General features: G+C 63.2%; 13 protein-coding genes and 1 tRNA gene. 5 read left to right on the forward strand and 9 right to left on the reverse strand.

Features of this window, described 5'->3' with window-relative positions; translation table 11 throughout:
• Window positions 1-31 precede the first annotated feature (31 nt).
• The 3 genes from BLR26_RS11775 to BLR26_RS11785 form a co-directional block, all read right to left on the reverse strand.
• Window positions 32-406, reverse strand: coding sequence for a bacteriocin (locus tag BLR26_RS11775; protein WP_038994310.1), 375 nt, complete (start codon window positions 404-406; stop codon window positions 32-34).
• A gap of 132 nt (window positions 407-538) precedes the next feature.
• A tRNA-Pro gene (locus tag BLR26_RS11780) sits at window positions 539-615 on the reverse strand.
• Between the two features lie 63 nt (window positions 616-678).
• Window positions 679-900 carry a YgdI/YgdR family lipoprotein gene (locus BLR26_RS11785; RefSeq protein ID WP_010223359.1) on the reverse strand — a complete coding sequence of 74 codons (222 nt, stop codon included), beginning with the start codon at window positions 898-900 and terminating at the stop codon, window positions 679-681.
• Window positions 901-1,097: 197 nt separating this feature from the next.
• Here BLR26_RS11785 and moaB point away from each other — a divergent pair, with 197 nt between their 5' ends.
• Window positions 1,098-1,637 carry a molybdenum cofactor biosynthesis protein B gene (moaB, locus tag BLR26_RS11790; protein WP_045194944.1) on the forward strand — a complete coding sequence of 180 codons (540 nt, stop codon included), beginning with the start codon at window positions 1,098-1,100 and terminating at the stop codon, window positions 1,635-1,637.
• A 7-nt stretch (window positions 1,638-1,644) separates the two neighbouring features.
• Window positions 1,645-2,847, forward strand: coding sequence for a molybdopterin molybdotransferase MoeA (gene glp / locus BLR26_RS11795; protein ID WP_093380744.1), 1,203 nt, complete (start codon window positions 1,645-1,647; stop codon window positions 2,845-2,847).
• On the opposite strand, the gene BLR26_RS11800 is transcribed toward glp, so the two are convergent.
• Together BLR26_RS11800 and BLR26_RS11805 are read right to left on the reverse strand one after the other, a co-directional pair.
• Window positions 2,836-4,083, reverse strand: coding sequence for a glycosyltransferase family 4 protein (locus tag BLR26_RS11800; protein ID WP_045194940.1), 1,248 nt, complete (start codon window positions 4,081-4,083; stop codon window positions 2,836-2,838). The two genes, glp and BLR26_RS11800, sit on opposite strands and share 12 nt — an antisense overlap.
• Window positions 4,084-4,147: 64 nt before the next feature.
• The gene (locus tag BLR26_RS11805; protein ID WP_093380747.1) at window positions 4,148-5,602 is read right to left on the reverse strand and encodes a mannose-1-phosphate guanylyltransferase/mannose-6-phosphate isomerase; all 1,455 of its coding nucleotides are present in this window, start codon (window positions 5,600-5,602) and stop codon (window positions 4,148-4,150) included.
• Between the two features lie 280 nt (window positions 5,603-5,882).
• On the opposite strand from BLR26_RS11805, the gene yegS reads away from it, so the two are divergent.
• Window positions 5,883-6,782: a lipid kinase YegS gene (gene yegS, locus BLR26_RS11810; protein ID WP_093380750.1), complete on the forward strand. Its 900-nt coding sequence runs from the start codon at window positions 5,883-5,885 to the stop codon at window positions 6,780-6,782.
• On the opposite strand, the gene BLR26_RS11815 is transcribed toward yegS, so the two are convergent.
• From BLR26_RS11815 to BLR26_RS11825, 3 genes are all read right to left on the reverse strand, one after another.
• Window positions 6,766-7,425, reverse strand: a complete 660-nt coding sequence (locus tag BLR26_RS11815; RefSeq protein WP_045194934.1) for a response regulator — start codon at window positions 7,423-7,425, stop codon at window positions 6,766-6,768. The genes yegS and BLR26_RS11815 overlap by 17 nt on opposite strands.
• Window positions 7,422-8,261 carry a sensor histidine kinase gene (locus BLR26_RS11820; protein ID WP_371128641.1) on the reverse strand — a complete coding sequence of 280 codons (840 nt, stop codon included), beginning with the start codon at window positions 8,259-8,261 and terminating at the stop codon, window positions 7,422-7,424. The genes BLR26_RS11815 and BLR26_RS11820 overlap by 4 nt, the downstream gene beginning before the upstream one ends.
• Window positions 8,262-8,749: 488 nt before the next feature.
• On the reverse strand, window positions 8,750-9,274 hold the full coding sequence (locus BLR26_RS11825; RefSeq protein WP_093380753.1) for a histidine kinase: 525 nt from the start codon (window positions 9,272-9,274) through the stop codon (window positions 8,750-8,752).
• Between the two features lie 347 nt (window positions 9,275-9,621).
• On the opposite strand from BLR26_RS11825, the gene BLR26_RS11830 reads away from it, so the two are divergent.
• Both BLR26_RS11830 and BLR26_RS11835 read left to right on the forward strand, forming a co-directional pair.
• Window positions 9,622-10,557, forward strand: a complete 936-nt coding sequence (locus BLR26_RS11830; RefSeq protein ID WP_038994319.1) for a chemotaxis protein CheV — start codon at window positions 9,622-9,624, stop codon at window positions 10,555-10,557.
• A 40-nt stretch (window positions 10,558-10,597) separates the two neighbouring features.
• The gene (locus BLR26_RS11835; RefSeq protein WP_093380756.1) at window positions 10,598-11,404 is read left to right on the forward strand and encodes an MOSC domain-containing protein; all 807 of its coding nucleotides are present in this window, start codon (window positions 10,598-10,600) and stop codon (window positions 11,402-11,404) included.
• Between the two features lie 58 nt (window positions 11,405-11,462).
• Here BLR26_RS11835 and BLR26_RS11840 read toward each other — a convergent pair whose 3' ends face one another.
• The gene (locus BLR26_RS11840; protein WP_093380758.1) at window positions 11,463-13,391 is read right to left on the reverse strand and encodes a transglycosylase SLT domain-containing protein; all 1,929 of its coding nucleotides are present in this window, start codon (window positions 13,389-13,391) and stop codon (window positions 11,463-11,465) included.
• Between the last annotated feature and the right edge of the window lie 94 nt (window positions 13,392-13,485).

Consider the following 13,485-nt stretch of genomic DNA (forward strand, 5'->3'; position numbering starts at 1 on the left):
GCAAAAATATCGCCGGCTACTCGGTTGCGGATCAGTGGCGTTTCTTGCGATGACTGTCCGCCAGGTTGTTACCCAACGCACCACCAGCCGCGCCGCCCAGGCCTGCGCCAATTGCCGAGCCGGTGCTGCCACCGAGCTTGCCGCCGACCAGCGAGCCACCGGCCGAACCCAGGCCGCCACCAATGGCCGCCTTGGTCTTGTTGCCTTTTTTCGCGCCCATGGCACTGCCTGCCGCGCCGCCGACGCCGGCACCAATGGCCGCACCGGTGCTGCCGCCAAGCTTCTGCCCGACCACGTTACCCAGAACACCACCCAGGCCACCGCCTACAGCGGTCTGGCCATCACCGGCCATGGCGCCTTGTGCGCACAAAAGGCCCAGGGTCAGGGCGGCAAGAGTCTTACGCATGTGAATCAACCTTAATGTTCAAAAAGGCGCGCATTCTGCTGGCAGCGTCGCCGCCGCGCAATGCTGGCCACTGCTGCTCGTCTGCCAGGCACGAAAAAGCCCGCGCGAGGGCGGGCTTTTTGCTGAGTAAAGTGGTCGGAGAGACAGGATTCGAACCTGCGGCCTTCTCGTCCCGAACGAGACGCGCTACCTGGCTGCGCTACACTCCGATGGAGAAAATATTACTCAAAATCTTCTCCTCGACAAGCCCCAAAGGCGGCCTGTCGATCAGCTCACAGGTCCTTGACGGTACGGACCTGGTCCTTGTTGATGCGGGTGCGTTTGCCGTCCAGTTGTTCGAATTCGTAGAAGCCCGAGTCTTCGTCGTATTGCGGAGTATCGACCGCCTGGATTTCGCGGCCGTCGTTCAGGGTAATGACGGTCGGCGAAGCGCAGCCAGCCAGAGTGCCAAGACCCAGGGCGAGCAGGAAAGCGGGAAGAGTCCGTTGAATCATTGTGTTTCTCCAGTAAAGGATGGTGCGTAATGTTTCTTGAGACGCATGGCGCCTGCGCAAGTTCCATGCAGATTTCAGCATAGCGGCAATCTAGCATTATTGACCGGCAACAATGCCTGGGCCGCTGGCGGGCGCGAGGCAGGCAGGGCTGTGATATAACACCGCTCATTCGTTCCTATCAATGGATTCAAGGTCCCATGAAAGCCAAGGCAGATGTACCTTTCGTGCCGCTGAACATTGCCGTCCTGACGGTCAGCGATACCCGCACCCTGGAAACCGACACCTCCGGCCAGGTGTTCGTCGACCGCCTGAGCGAGGCCGGCCACGCTCTGGCGGCGCGGGTGCTGCTCAAGGACGATCTGTACAAGATTCGCGCCCAGGTCGCCACCTGGATCGCCGATGAGCAGGTGCAGGTGGTGCTGATCACCGGCGGTACCGGCTTTACCGGGCGCGATAGCACCCCGGAAGCCGTGGCCTGCCTGCTGGACAAGCAGGTCGATGGCTTTGGCGAGCTGTTCCGGCATATCTCCCTGGCCGATATCGGTACCTCCACCGTGCAGTCCCGGGCCCTGGCCGGGCTGGCCAATGGCACCCTGGTGTGCTGCCTGCCGGGCTCGACCAACGCCGTGCGCACCGGCTGGGACGGCATCCTTGCCGAGCAGCTCGACGCCCGTCATCGCCCGTGCAACTTCGTCACCCACCTCAAGCAGGCCGCGCCCTGCGAAAGCCGTGGTTGAGGCGCCCATGCACACTCAACTGATGCCGGTCGAAGACGCCCTGGCAAAACTGCTGGCGCTGGCCGAAGCCGCGCCTATCACCGCTACCGAGCAGGTCGCCCTGGCCGACGCCGAGGGCCGCGTGCTGGCACATGAGCTGGTCTCGAGCCTCGACCTGCCGCCCTGGCCCAACAGCGCCATGGACGGCTACGCGCTGCGCCTGGCCGACTGGACGGGCGAGCCCTTGACGGTCAGCCAGCGGGTATTTGCCGGGCATTCACCCGAGCCGTTGCAGCCGGGTACCTGTGCGCGGATCTTTACCGGGGCGCCGGTGCCGGTGGGGGCGGATTGCGTTGAGATGCAGGAAAACGCCGACGTCCTGGACGATCAGCGCGTGCGCTTTACCGAGGCGCTGCGCGTCGGTCAGAACATTCGCCCGCAAGGGCAGGAAACCCGCGCTGGCGAGGCGGTTTTGGCCGCGGGTACGCGCCTGGGGCCGATCGAGCTGGGCCTGGCGGCTTCCTTGGGGTGCGCCGAGCTGAGCGTCGTGCGGCGGGTCAAGGTCGCTGTGCTGTCGACCGGCGACGAACTGGTCGAGCCCGGCTTGCCCCTGGGGCCCGGGCAGATCTACAACAGCAACCGGCGGCTGCTCGGCAGCTGGCTGCAACGCCTGGGCTGTGAAGTGATCGACGCTGGCATTCTGGCCGATGACCTGGAGAAAACCCGCAACTGCCTGGCTGCCCTGCAGGGCGTCGACCTGATTCTTTCCACTGGCGGTGTTTCGGTGGGCGAGGCCGATTACCTGGGCATCGCCCTGCGTGAAGAGGGCGAACTGTCGCTGTGGAAGCTGGCAATCAAGCCGGGCAAGCCGCTGACCTTCGGTCATTACAAGGGCGTGCCGGTCATTGGCTTGCCGGGTAACCCGGCTTCGACCCTGGTGACCTTCGGCCTGCTGACCCGCCCCTACCTGTTGCGCCGCCAGGGTGTTACCGAGGTCACGCCGCTGCAGTTCGCGGTGCCGGCCGGGTTTGACTGGCCCAAGGCTGGCACTCGCCGCGAATACCTGCGCGGGCGACTGGAGCAGGGCAGTGCATTGATCTACAAGAACCAGAGCTCGGGCGTGCTGCGCAGCGCCGCCTGGGCCGAGGGCCTGGTCGAAGTCCGTGAGGGCCAGACCCCGGGCAAGGGCGATATCGTGCAGTTCATTCCCTTGAGCGAGCTACTTGGTTGAACGGCTGAGCAGGGTGTCGCCCACCAGGGTGGCACCGCTCGGCGCGCGCAGGCTGGGGCGCGCATGCACGCTTTCCAGCTGGGCAGCGGCGATGCTCCAGTCGTGGCGGCTGCAGACAAACTCCCGCGCCGCTTGCGACAGCTGGCGCAGGCGCCAGGGCTGATTGAGCAGTTGGTTAATCATCAACGCCAGCTGGTCGCCGTCGTCACTGGCCAGGTAGTGCTCGCCATGGGTCACCTGCAGGCCTGACACGCCTTTGGCTGTGGTTACCACCGGCAGCCCGGCGGCCATGGCTTCCAGTATCTTGATCTTCGAGCCGCCGCCATAACGTAGCGGCGCAAAGAAGATCGCCGAGTTGCGTTGCAGTTCGCGCAGGTCAGGCAGGTAACCAATCCATTCGATTCGCGGGTCGCTCCAGCGCAGTTTCCAGCTGGGCGGCAAGGCGTGGCCAACCACGGCCAGGCGTACCGCGGGGTTGCTCAACCAGACTTGCGGCAGAATGTCTTCCAGCGCCCATTCGATGGCTTCAAGGTTCGCGCCGTATTCGAAATTGCCGACGAACAGCAGGCGCTGGCTGCACAGCGACGGCTGGATATCCTGGTAATGCGCGCAATCCACGCCATTGATCACCACCGACACCGCAGCGCCGGTCGCCTGGCTGATGTGTTCGGCGTCGGTTGGGCTGACCGCTACCACTTCATGGGCCTGGCTGAGCACGCGGTTTTCCCAGCGCCGGTAACGCCAGCGATCAAAGGCATTGAACGGTCGCAGCCACAGTGGCAAGCGGTCGTGGCAAGCGGCGCCATTGACCGATTCGATGTTGTGCTCGCTGAGCACGAACGGCAGCCCGCGAGCCTGCAGGGCCTTTTCGAACGGCTGGAAGCTGTAGCTGTGCTCGATCTGGATGACATCCCAGGGCTCTTCCAGCAATTGCTCGAAGCAGTGGCGCAGGTGCGGCGCCAGGCCATTGATGCTGGCGCGCATCGGATAGCTGGGGTAGATCGCCGCCAGCAGGTTCAGGGGGCTGTGGAAGGGGCGCCTGGGTAGCACGATCAGGCGTTCGAGCAAAGGTTCCAAGGCCTGTCGGGCCGCGTCGCTGGGCGGGATTTTCGATTGCACCAGCAGGGTGATGCGGTGACCCCGCTGCGCCAGGCTGCGCAGCAGGTGGTATTGCCGTGTTTTACCGCCGCTGGTGGTGGGCCAGGGCAGGTAGGGTAGTGTCCAGAGTACGCGCATGACCCCTTTCCTCTGTGTTCAGGCGGGTAACGGCATGCAGATAAAAATGGACGCGCCGGGGGAATCAGCTTGCGGCTGGCTCCGGGGCGCGTCCATAGATATCAGTAAAGCGCACGATGTCATCCTCGCCCAGGTATTCGCCACTTTGTACTTCAATCATTACCAGATCGATCACCCCGGGGTTGGTCAGACGGTGTACCCGGCCGGGTTTGATGAAGGTCGATTCGTTGGTATCGAGCAGAAATTCCTCTTCACCATTGGTCACACAGGCCATGCCGCTGACCACGATCCAGTGCTCGCTGCGGTGATGATGCATCTGCAGCGACAGCGAAGCCTCGGGGCGGACCATGATGCGCTTGATCTTGAACCGCGGGCCTTCCTCGAGCACCGTGTAGGTGCCCCACGGGCGGTTGACCGTGCGGTGCAGGCGGAACGCGTCGTGGCCCTGGCGCTTGAGCTGCTGGGCAATCACCTTGACCTCCTGGCTGCGCGCGGCATCGGCAATCAGCAGGGCATCGGGGGTATCGATGATGATCAGGTTGTCCAGGCCCACCGCGCCGACCAGGCGCCGTGGCGAGTCGATATAGCAATTGTGCACATCGTGCAGCACGGTTTCGCCGGTGCAGCGATTGCCCTGATGATCACCGGCCTTGAGCTCACGCACCGCCTCCCAGCTGCCGATATCGCTCCAGCCCAGCTGGCTGGGCAGTACCGCGACCTGTTGCGAGGTCTCCATCACGGCATAGTCGATGGAAATGTCTGGCACCAGGGCGAAGCTGTCCGGGTCCAGTTCCACCTGACACTCGCGGGCGCCTTCCTTGCACGGGCTCAGGGCCAGGCAGTGATTGACCGCCGCCAGCAGTTGCGGGGCGTGCTGTTCCAGCTCATGCAGGATGGCGTCGACACGCATGCAGAACATCCCGGCATTCCACAGGTGCTGGCCGCCATCGAGGTACTGCTGGGCGGTGTCGGCGTCGGGCTTTTCGACAAAGCGGGCAACCCTGAAGCCGTTGGCATCCAGGGCCTGGCCTTTTTCGATGTAGCCAAAACCGGTTTCAGCCCGGGTCGGCAGCAGGCCGAAGGTGGTCAGCCAGCCCTGGGCAGCCAGCAAGCGGGCCTGGCTGACGGCCTGGTCGAAGGCGCTGAGGTCGTTGATCAGGTGATCGGCCGGCAGTACCAGCAGTTGCGCATCCTCACCGTACAGCCGGGCGCAGTGCAAGGCGGCAGCGGCAATGGCGGCGGCGGTATTGCGGCCAAAGGGTTCGAGGATGTAGTCCAGGGCCAGGCTGGCCTTGTTCAGCAGGCGGAATTCATCCTGGGTGCGGAAGAACACCTCGCGGTTGGTCACCGTCAGGATCCGTTCGACATCGGCCAGGCGGCTGGCGCGGGCGAAGGTCTTCTGCAGCAGGCTCTGGCCGTCGGGCAGGCGCATGAACGGCTTGGGCATGGTTTCGCGCGATACCGGCCACAGGCGGGTGCCGGCGCCGCCAGCGATGATGCAGGGGATCAGAACACTCATCTCACAGCCTCGAGTCAGGGGCACTGCCTGGGCAGTGCAGCAAAAGTAAACAGAGCAACCTGGCAGGCTTTTGCGCAATGAGTCAATAAAATGACTTTTACCACTGGCATCGTCCATGAAGGCCAAATATTTGTCGAATGATGCCCCTCGGCGACGAAGCTTTCAATGATATTTGTGTGAATGGCATGCGAAACTCTGCTGAAACGTTACCTGCAATGCAGTAAAGGGACGCCGGAAACGGTCGAGATACTCGACGCTCAATTCATCGGGGAACGCACACATGGCGCAGCAAAAGGCATTGATGATCCTGCATGGCAAGCAGGCCATGAACGAAGAGGTGCGTGCTGCGGTGACCGGCATGCGTGAGCGCGGCTGGCAGTTGGACGTGCGCCTGACCTGGGAGGGGGGCGACGCCCAGCGCCTGGTCGAAGAAGCGCTGGCCGCCGGCTACCCGCACCTGGTGGCCGCGGGTGGCGATGGCACCCTGCGCGATGTCGCCGAGGCCATGGTGCGTGCCGACGCTGACGCCAGCCTGGTGTTGCTGGCGCTGGGCACCGCCAACGATTTTGCCAAGGCTGCCGGCGTGCCGCTGGAGCCGGCGCAAGCTTTGGCCTTGCTGGAAGTGCCGGCCCGGGCCATTGACCTGGGCGAGGTGGGTGGGCAGGTATTCCTGAACATGGCCACCGGTGGCTTCGGCAGCCAGGTTACCGCCAATACCTCCGAAGACCTGAAAAAGGTATTGGGTGCGGCAGCCTACCTGTTCACCGGCCTGTCGCGCTTCAGCGAGCTGCGCGCGGCGTCGGTCGAACTGCACGGCCCGGATTTCCAGTGGCAGGGTGAGTTGCTGGCGCTGGGCATCGGCAACGGGCGGCAGGCCGGCGGCGGGCATGCGCTGTGCCCCCAGGCGCAGGTTGATGATGGCTTGCTCGACATCAGCATCCTGCCGGCACCCCAGGAAGTGGTCGGCACCTTGCGCGGCCTGCTCAGCGATGGCCTGGGGCTGGACAGCATGTTTGTCCGTGCGCGTTTGCCATGGGTCGAGATCAGAAGCTCGCAAGGCCTGGACATCAACCTCGATGGTGAGCCCCTGCAGGGCGACAACCTGCGTTTTGAAGTGCTGCCCGCAGCCTTGCGCGTGCACCTGCCGGTCGACTCGCCGCTGCTCAGTCGTCGAGGCTGATGATTTGCTCGCGCACGGCAAACAGCACCAGGCCAGCAACGTCGTAGATCTGCAGGCGTTTCATGATCTGCGAGCGGTGGGTTTCCACGGTCTTGATGCTTAAGCCCAGGCCCTGGGCGATTTCCCGGGTCGACTTGCCGCGCACGATCAGGCGCAGGATTTCCAGTTGGCGGGCGGTGAGGTTGTGCTTTTCCGCTGTCTCCGGCTTGCCCGACTGGGCGCGCAGCAGGGCCTGGTTGATTACCGTGTGGGCAATCGCCGGGCTCAGGTAGCGCTCGTTGCCGCGCAGTGCTGCCAGTGCCTGTTCAAGCTCGGTGGCGGTGGTGTCTTTGAGCAGGTAGCCATGGGCGCCGCTTTCCAGGGCCTGCATGATCAGCTCCGGGTCGGTGTGCATGGAGAGGATCAGCACCTTGCTGCGACAGCCCAGGGCGCGCAGGCGGGTCAGGGCATCCAGGCCGCTGGTGCAGCGCATGGAGATATCCAGCAGGACAATGTCCGGGTCCAGTTGCATGACCAGTTCCGGCACCTGGCTGCCGTCGTTGGCTTCGCCGATCACGGCATAGCCGGGAATGTCGGACACCAGCGCGCGCACACCTGCGCGAATCAGTGAATGGTCATCGACCAACAGCAATGTACAGGTCATGGGACGTTACTTGTCTTGGCGCGTTCGAGGGTGCGCGCAGGCCAGGGGAACAGGGCGTCGATCTGGGTGCCCAGGCCGGGCTGGCTGTTGACCGACAGTGTGCCATTGAGCAGGCCGACGCGCTCGAGCATTCCGGCCATGCCGCGCTGGCCTTCATCGGCTGGGCTGCTGGCGGGCGAAAAGCCCAGGCCGTCATCGCTGATCGACAACGCCAGGCCTTCGGGCTGGCGCTGAATGCGCACCACCAGGTTCTTTGCCTTGGCGTGACGCAGGATGTTGGTCACCGCCTCTTGGGTAATGCGAAAGGCGGCGATGGCCATATCTTCCGGGAGGCCGCCCAGGCGCTGGCGGCATTCCAGGCTCCAGTGCACCTCGGTGTTTTCCAGGGCGCGCAGCAGGTGCGCGCGCAGGCTGGCTTCCAGGCCCAGGCTGGACAGTTGTCTTGGGTTGAGGATGGCCGAAACATCGCGCACGCTGGCCAGGGTGTCGTCCAGGGTGCTGCGCAAGGTTTTGCAGTGCTCCTGCAGCTCGCTCGGGGCGCGGCGCGCGAGCCAGTCGGCCTGGAGTTTGGCGGCGGTTAGCAACTGGCCGATATCGTCGTGCAGTTCGCGGCTCAGGCGCTGGCGTTCGCTTTCCTGCACTTTGAGCAGGCGGTCGGCCAGTTCCGCCGGGCGCAGGGCAATCGAGCGCGCCCACTGGCGCAGTTGCCAGGCAATGCTCGACAGGGCAACCAGTTGCAGGGCCAGGGCGATGCCTGGCAGCGGTTGCTCAAGCAGGTACAAGGCCAGGTTGACGGCAACCGAAGCCAGGCACAGCAGGGCGGTTGCCCAGCGCAACAGAGAGGCTCCGGGGTGCCAGCGCTTGAGTGTCTTGAGGCTTGAGAACATAGAAATTGAAGCCACTGAAATATCGCTGTTGAAAGCCTTGCAAAGGTCGAACTAGAGGCGTTTGTCGAATTGCCTTCAATAACGTTTAAATGCCGGCGCCGGGGTAACCGCGATGAAAGTCTGCACGCGGTGTCTGGGGAGATCCGGGTAAGGTGCATGTGTCCATCAGCGCGCATGGTATCACTTCAAATACAATTGGTCGCGAACTCTGATAACTGACTGAATAGCCAGATTTTACGGGCTGGTACGACGGTTCCGATTGTCTTCGAATCTAGCATTTTGCCATCAGTTTGCGGGGCTGGGATTTTGCCCGAAATCAATTAAACGAAATGTCTGTTGCAGATAATTAGAGAGACCTGGAAATACACTAAGTTGGGTCTTAGTGTGCACTCGTCACAGGCTTGGTTAATCTCGCCGGGGCAGTATTGTTATGTCCCTTAGTTGCCCCTGGTTGGCGAAGAAAATGCAGTGGCGTTCGCGCTGGTGGGCGCAGCCATTGAAGGGGCGGGGTGTTCGCAAGTGTGCCGGGTTTCGATGCAAGAGTCGCAGGCCAGAGCCTCCTGCGGGCTCAGAGCGGTGGCCAGGGTGTCGAGCAACTGCACCTGTTCCTCGGTATCCAGGCTCAGGCGGCCGGTGTGCGGATCGATCAACTCCAGCTGCCAGGCCAGCAGGGTCAGGCAGCTTTCCAGGGCTTGCAGGGCTTCACCTTGCAATGCCGGTTGCGCCTGTGCGGGTTCCAGCAGTGCCTGCAGATGTTGGCTGTAGCTTGCGACCTCGACCAGGCCAAGGGCCTGTGCGCGTTCTACCAGGGTGGCCAGGGTATCGTTGAGGCAGTGACAGGCATCCGGATCGTTGTCGATCAGTTGCAGGTGCAGCAGGCATTCCTCTGCCTTGGTCAGCAGCACCTGGGCGTCGATCAGGAAATCCTGCAGGGCGCTGTTGTGCAGTGCGTCGTTAGCCATCATTTGGCTCCAGCGCGTAAGGCTGGAGCAGGGGCTAGCCACCATGAGGCGATCGCTGACAAAAGCCTGACTCCGTTCATGCAATGAGAATGGCGTCACATTAATGGCTAATGGATATTGCGAACATCAGGTCTCACCCGATTGTCACTAGGGGATTCCCTGATGCGGTGTTTTCGATACGACCCTTTGCGGGTGTTTGCGACAGCGGAGAGGTGAGCGCAGTAAAGCATGATGGTAAAATGACATCAATGGGCTGCGGAGCATTTTCTTCACAGGGTCAAGCTCTGCGGCAAACGGCCGATACAGGGCCATTGGGATCATTTTCGACACACCTTGGGGGCTCTTCGATGGCTGGCATTCTCGACACGGTAGACCAAAGAACGCAGCTGGTGGGCGAGAACCGCCTGGAAATCCTGATGTTCCGCCTGGCTGGCCGGCAACTGTTCGCGATCAACGTGTTCAAGGTCCAGGAAGTGCTGCAGATGCCCAAGCTGACCCTGATGCCGCAGCGCCATGCGTACGTCTGCGGCGTGGTCAACCTGCGCGGCCAGACCCTGCCGGTGATCGACCTGTCCCAGGCCATCGGCATGCGCCCGCTGGAGCCAGGCCCGGGCAGCACCATCATCGTCACCGAATACAACCGCTCGGTGCAGGCCTTCCTGGTCGGCGGCGTCGACCGTATCGTCAACATGAACTGGGAAGCCATCATGCCGCCGCCGACCAGCGCCGGTCGCCAGCACTACCTGACGGCGATCAGCAAGGTCGACGAGCAACTGGTGGAAATCATCGACGTCGAGAAGGTTCTGGCGGAAATCGTCCCGTACAGCGCCAAGGTCTCGCGCGACAAACTCGAAGACCCGGTGCTGGCCCGTGCCCGCGGCCGCGAAGTACTGCTGGTCGACGACTCTACCGTGGCCCTGGCGCAGTTGCGCGACACCTTGTCGCAACTGGGAGTGAAAATGCATGTGGCCAGCGATGGCCTCAAGGCGCTGCGCATGCTCAAGGGCTGGGCCGATGCCGGCGAGGATGTTTGCGAGAAGCTGCTGATGGTCTTCACCGATGCCGAAATGCCGGAAATGGACGGCTACCGCCTGACCACTGAAATCCGCAACGACCCGCGCCTGCGTTCGTTGTACGTGGTGCTGCACACGTCGCTGTCGGGCAGCTTCAACGAATCGATGGTGAAGAAGGTCGGCTGCGACAACTTCCTTTCCAAGTTCCAGCCCGACAAGCTGGTCGATGTCGTGCGCCAGCGGCTGATGCTGGATGAAGCCACGGCCTGAGTCGGTATAAGCTAGGGCTTTAACCGACACAAGGCAGGTCATGATGCGCCTCAGTGCGTTGTACCGATACCCGCTCAAATCAGCGCGCGGTGAGGCGCTGCAGACTTCCTCGCTGGACCTTCTGGGGTTGAGCGGGGACCGCCGCTGGCTGCTCGTGGAGCGCGCCAACGGGCGCTTCCTGACCCAGCGCATGTACCCGCAGATGACCCAGCTGGCCGCGCTGCACAACGCCGATGGCAGCCTCACCCTTGAGGCGCCGGGCCATCCCACGCTGCACGTGGCCGTACCCGAGCCCGAAAACGACCTGCGCGGTATCACTATCTGGCGCGACACCTTTCGCGTACCCGATGCCGGCGATGCGGCCGCGCAGTGGATTAGTGCATTCATCGGCAAGGACGTGCGCCTGGTTTACGTGCCCGATCAACGTGCACGCTTCCTGCCCAGTGGGTATGGCCTGAACAGCGACCGTGTGGCGTTCGCCGATGGTTTTCCCTTGCTGCTGATTGGCCAGGCATCGCTGGATGACCTAGTAGCGAAGGTCGGGCGGCCGCTGCAGATGCTGCGCTTTCGTCCCAACCTGGTGGTGGAGGGCAGTGCTGCCTTTGCCGAGGATGGCTGGAAGCGCATCCGTATCGGCGAGGTCGAATTCCGGGTGCTCAAGCCCTGCGAGCGCTGCATCATGACCACCATCGACCCGCAGACCGGCGAACGCAGCCCGGACCGTGAACCACTGGCGACCTTGCAAACCTACCGGCAGAAGGAAGGCGATGTGCTGTTTGGCCAGAACCTGGTGGCCGATGGGGTAGGAAGGCTTGAGGTGGGGATGGCAGTGACGGTGCTGGAGTAGTTCGGCTGTGGACTTCTATCGCGGGGCAAGTCGAGGCGTTGCCCCGCGATGGCATCAATCACTGATCGTCAAAATACCGCTCATGCCAGTCCACCAGCGGCTGCGGCGAATTGAGCTTTTGCCCGTAGATCACCGAATACGACAGCACGTTCTGCACGTACTGGCGTGTCTCGTCGAACGGGATCGACTCGACCCAAACGTCAAAGCTCAGGTGGTCGGCGCCACGCAGCCACTGGCGTACCCGGCCTGGCCCGGCGTTGTAGGCGGCCGAGGCGAGCACGCGGTTGCCGTTGAACTGGCTGTGCACCTGGCTCAGGTAGGCAGCGCCGAGCTGGATGTTCTTGTCCGGGTTAAACACCTGCGCCGGCGAGGCCAGCGGGATGCTGAACTTGCGCGCGGTCTCTTTGGCGGTGGCCGGCATCAGTTGCATCAGGCCACTGGCGCCAACGCTTGAGCGGGCATCGTCCATGAACGCGCTTTCCTGGCGGGTGATGGCAAACACCCAGCTAGAGTGCAGGCCGCGCACCTTGGCCTCGCGCACCAGGGTGTCGCGGTGGGCCATCGGGAAGCGGATGTCCAGATCGTCCCAGTACTTGGCCTGGCTGATGGTGCGAATGGCCGGGAAGTACCAGCGCATGTCATAGGCCAGCTTGGCCTGGGCGACCATCTCGTCACGGTTGAAATGCCGGCTGACGTGATACCACTCGCGGCGACCGTCGACGATCTGCCCGCGGGCATGGAACTCCAGTGCACGTTTGACCCCAGGGGTGTTGCGAACCTTGTTGATGAGCTGCTGGCTGAGTACCAGCGGCTTGTTGTTCAACTGGTAGGGGGTTTGCGCGCGGTCGGCGGCGAGGAAGCCGTAGAAGTCGCGCTCACGGGCCACGGTTTTGTACAGCAGCGGGATCTGCGGGTTCTTCGGCTGCGCCAGCTCCAGGCTGCGCGCCTGCCAGTAGCGCCAGCGGTTGCTGCTGGCCAGGTCCTGGGGCAGGCGCTTGGTCAGCTCGTAGGCATCTTCCCAGCGGCCCAGGCGCAGCAGCAGGCGCAGGCGCCATTCGGTGACGGTGTTGTCACGCAGCTCCGGGTCGTAGCGGGTCATCAGATCCAGCGCCCGCGGGTCGTAGCGGCGGGCCAGGGTCAGGCCGATTTCGCGGGCGATGGCGACCTTTTCGTCGCGGGAGAAATGCATGCGGTTGGCGTAGTCATCGAGCAGGCTCATGGCCCGCTCCGGGTCCTGGCGGGCCAAGCGGCGCAGGCCGAGGCTGACCACGTCGGACATCGCCTCGTTGACCGGAGTGAAGCGCCCAGGCTGGTTGAGCAACTCGGGCTTTTGCGCCACGTCGATCAGCAGGCGGCCCTGCGGCGCCAGGGTGTTGAGGCTCTTGACCAGGGTGTTGGCTAGCGCATAGTTGCGGGTTTGGGCCGCCAGCTTGGCGCGCTCCCAGCGTTTTTGCTCGGTCAACTGGCCTTCGGCGGCCCAGCGTTCGAACAGGGCATCGCAGGCAGCCGGTTGCGACTTGCCGACCAGCCAGAGTTTCTCGGCGCTGGCGAAGCCTTCGGCGCGCAGGCCGTGGCTGAGCTGGTACTGGCCGTTGAGGCAGTCCAGCTCGGTGAAATTGAGCTTTGGATCGTAGTACTTGGTGAAGGTCGCCCAGTCGCCGCGCTCGGCCAGCCAGCGCAACCAGCGCAGCTTCATCCAGTTAGCCTGGGGCAGGTCGCCGTGGGCGGCGAGGAATTTCTCGATTTCGTCGTTGCTGGCAGTTTTAAGCCGGGCGGTGAGTTCGTCGTAGGCCAGGTAAGGCGTCAACGGATAATCGCGCAGGGCATCGGCGTAACGCAGGTACGGGCCCTTGTCGCCCTTGGCCAGGGCGCGTTTGGCTTCATCGTAGTATTGACGTTGCTGGGTGATGTCGGTGGCCTGGGCGACACCCACTGCCGAGGCAGTGAGAAGCAGGCTGGATACGAGGCAGAACAGGCGGCTGCGCATGAGACTTCCGGGCAGTTTGACCATGAAAAGTGACGGCGAAGCCAGCACTGTTGGAGTTGCATTGCCTTAGCTTAGCCGGTTGCAACAGGCGGAT

This window comes from Pseudomonas sp. UC 17F4 (assembly GCF_900101695.1).
GTDB lineage: Bacteria > Pseudomonadota > Gammaproteobacteria > Pseudomonadales > Pseudomonadaceae > Aquipseudomonas.

Coding starts and splice junctions, on each gene's coding strand:
- BLR26_RS11840 (WP_093380758.1), bottom strand. CDS start 13,391: ATGCGCAGCCGCCTGTTCTGCCTCGTATCCAGCCTGCTTCTCACTGCC.
- yegS (WP_093380750.1), top strand. CDS start 5,883: ATGGCGCAGCAAAAGGCATTGATGATCCTGCATGGCAAGCAGGCCATG.
- BLR26_RS11800 (WP_045194940.1), bottom strand. CDS start 4,083: ATGCGCGTACTCTGGACACTACCCTACCTGCCCTGGCCCACCACCAGC.
- glp (WP_093380744.1), top strand. CDS start 1,645: ATGCACACTCAACTGATGCCGGTCGAAGACGCCCTGGCAAAACTGCTG.
- BLR26_RS11830 (WP_038994319.1), top strand. CDS start 9,622: ATGGCTGGCATTCTCGACACGGTAGACCAAAGAACGCAGCTGGTGGGC.
- moaB (WP_045194944.1), top strand. CDS start 1,098: ATGAAAGCCAAGGCAGATGTACCTTTCGTGCCGCTGAACATTGCCGTC.
- BLR26_RS11805 (WP_093380747.1), bottom strand. CDS start 5,602: ATGAGTGTTCTGATCCCCTGCATCATCGCTGGCGGCGCCGGCACCCGC.
- BLR26_RS11785 (WP_010223359.1), bottom strand. CDS start 900: ATGATTCAACGGACTCTTCCCGCTTTCCTGCTCGCCCTGGGTCTTGGC.
- BLR26_RS11835 (WP_093380756.1), top strand. CDS start 10,598: ATGATGCGCCTCAGTGCGTTGTACCGATACCCGCTCAAATCAGCGCGC.
- BLR26_RS11775 (WP_038994310.1), bottom strand. CDS start 406: ATGCGTAAGACTCTTGCCGCCCTGACCCTGGGCCTTTTGTGCGCACAA.
- BLR26_RS11815 (WP_045194934.1), bottom strand. CDS start 7,425: ATGACCTGTACATTGCTGTTGGTCGATGACCATTCACTGATTCGCGCA.
- BLR26_RS11825 (WP_093380753.1), bottom strand. CDS start 9,274: ATGGCTAACGACGCACTGCACAACAGCGCCCTGCAGGATTTCCTGATC.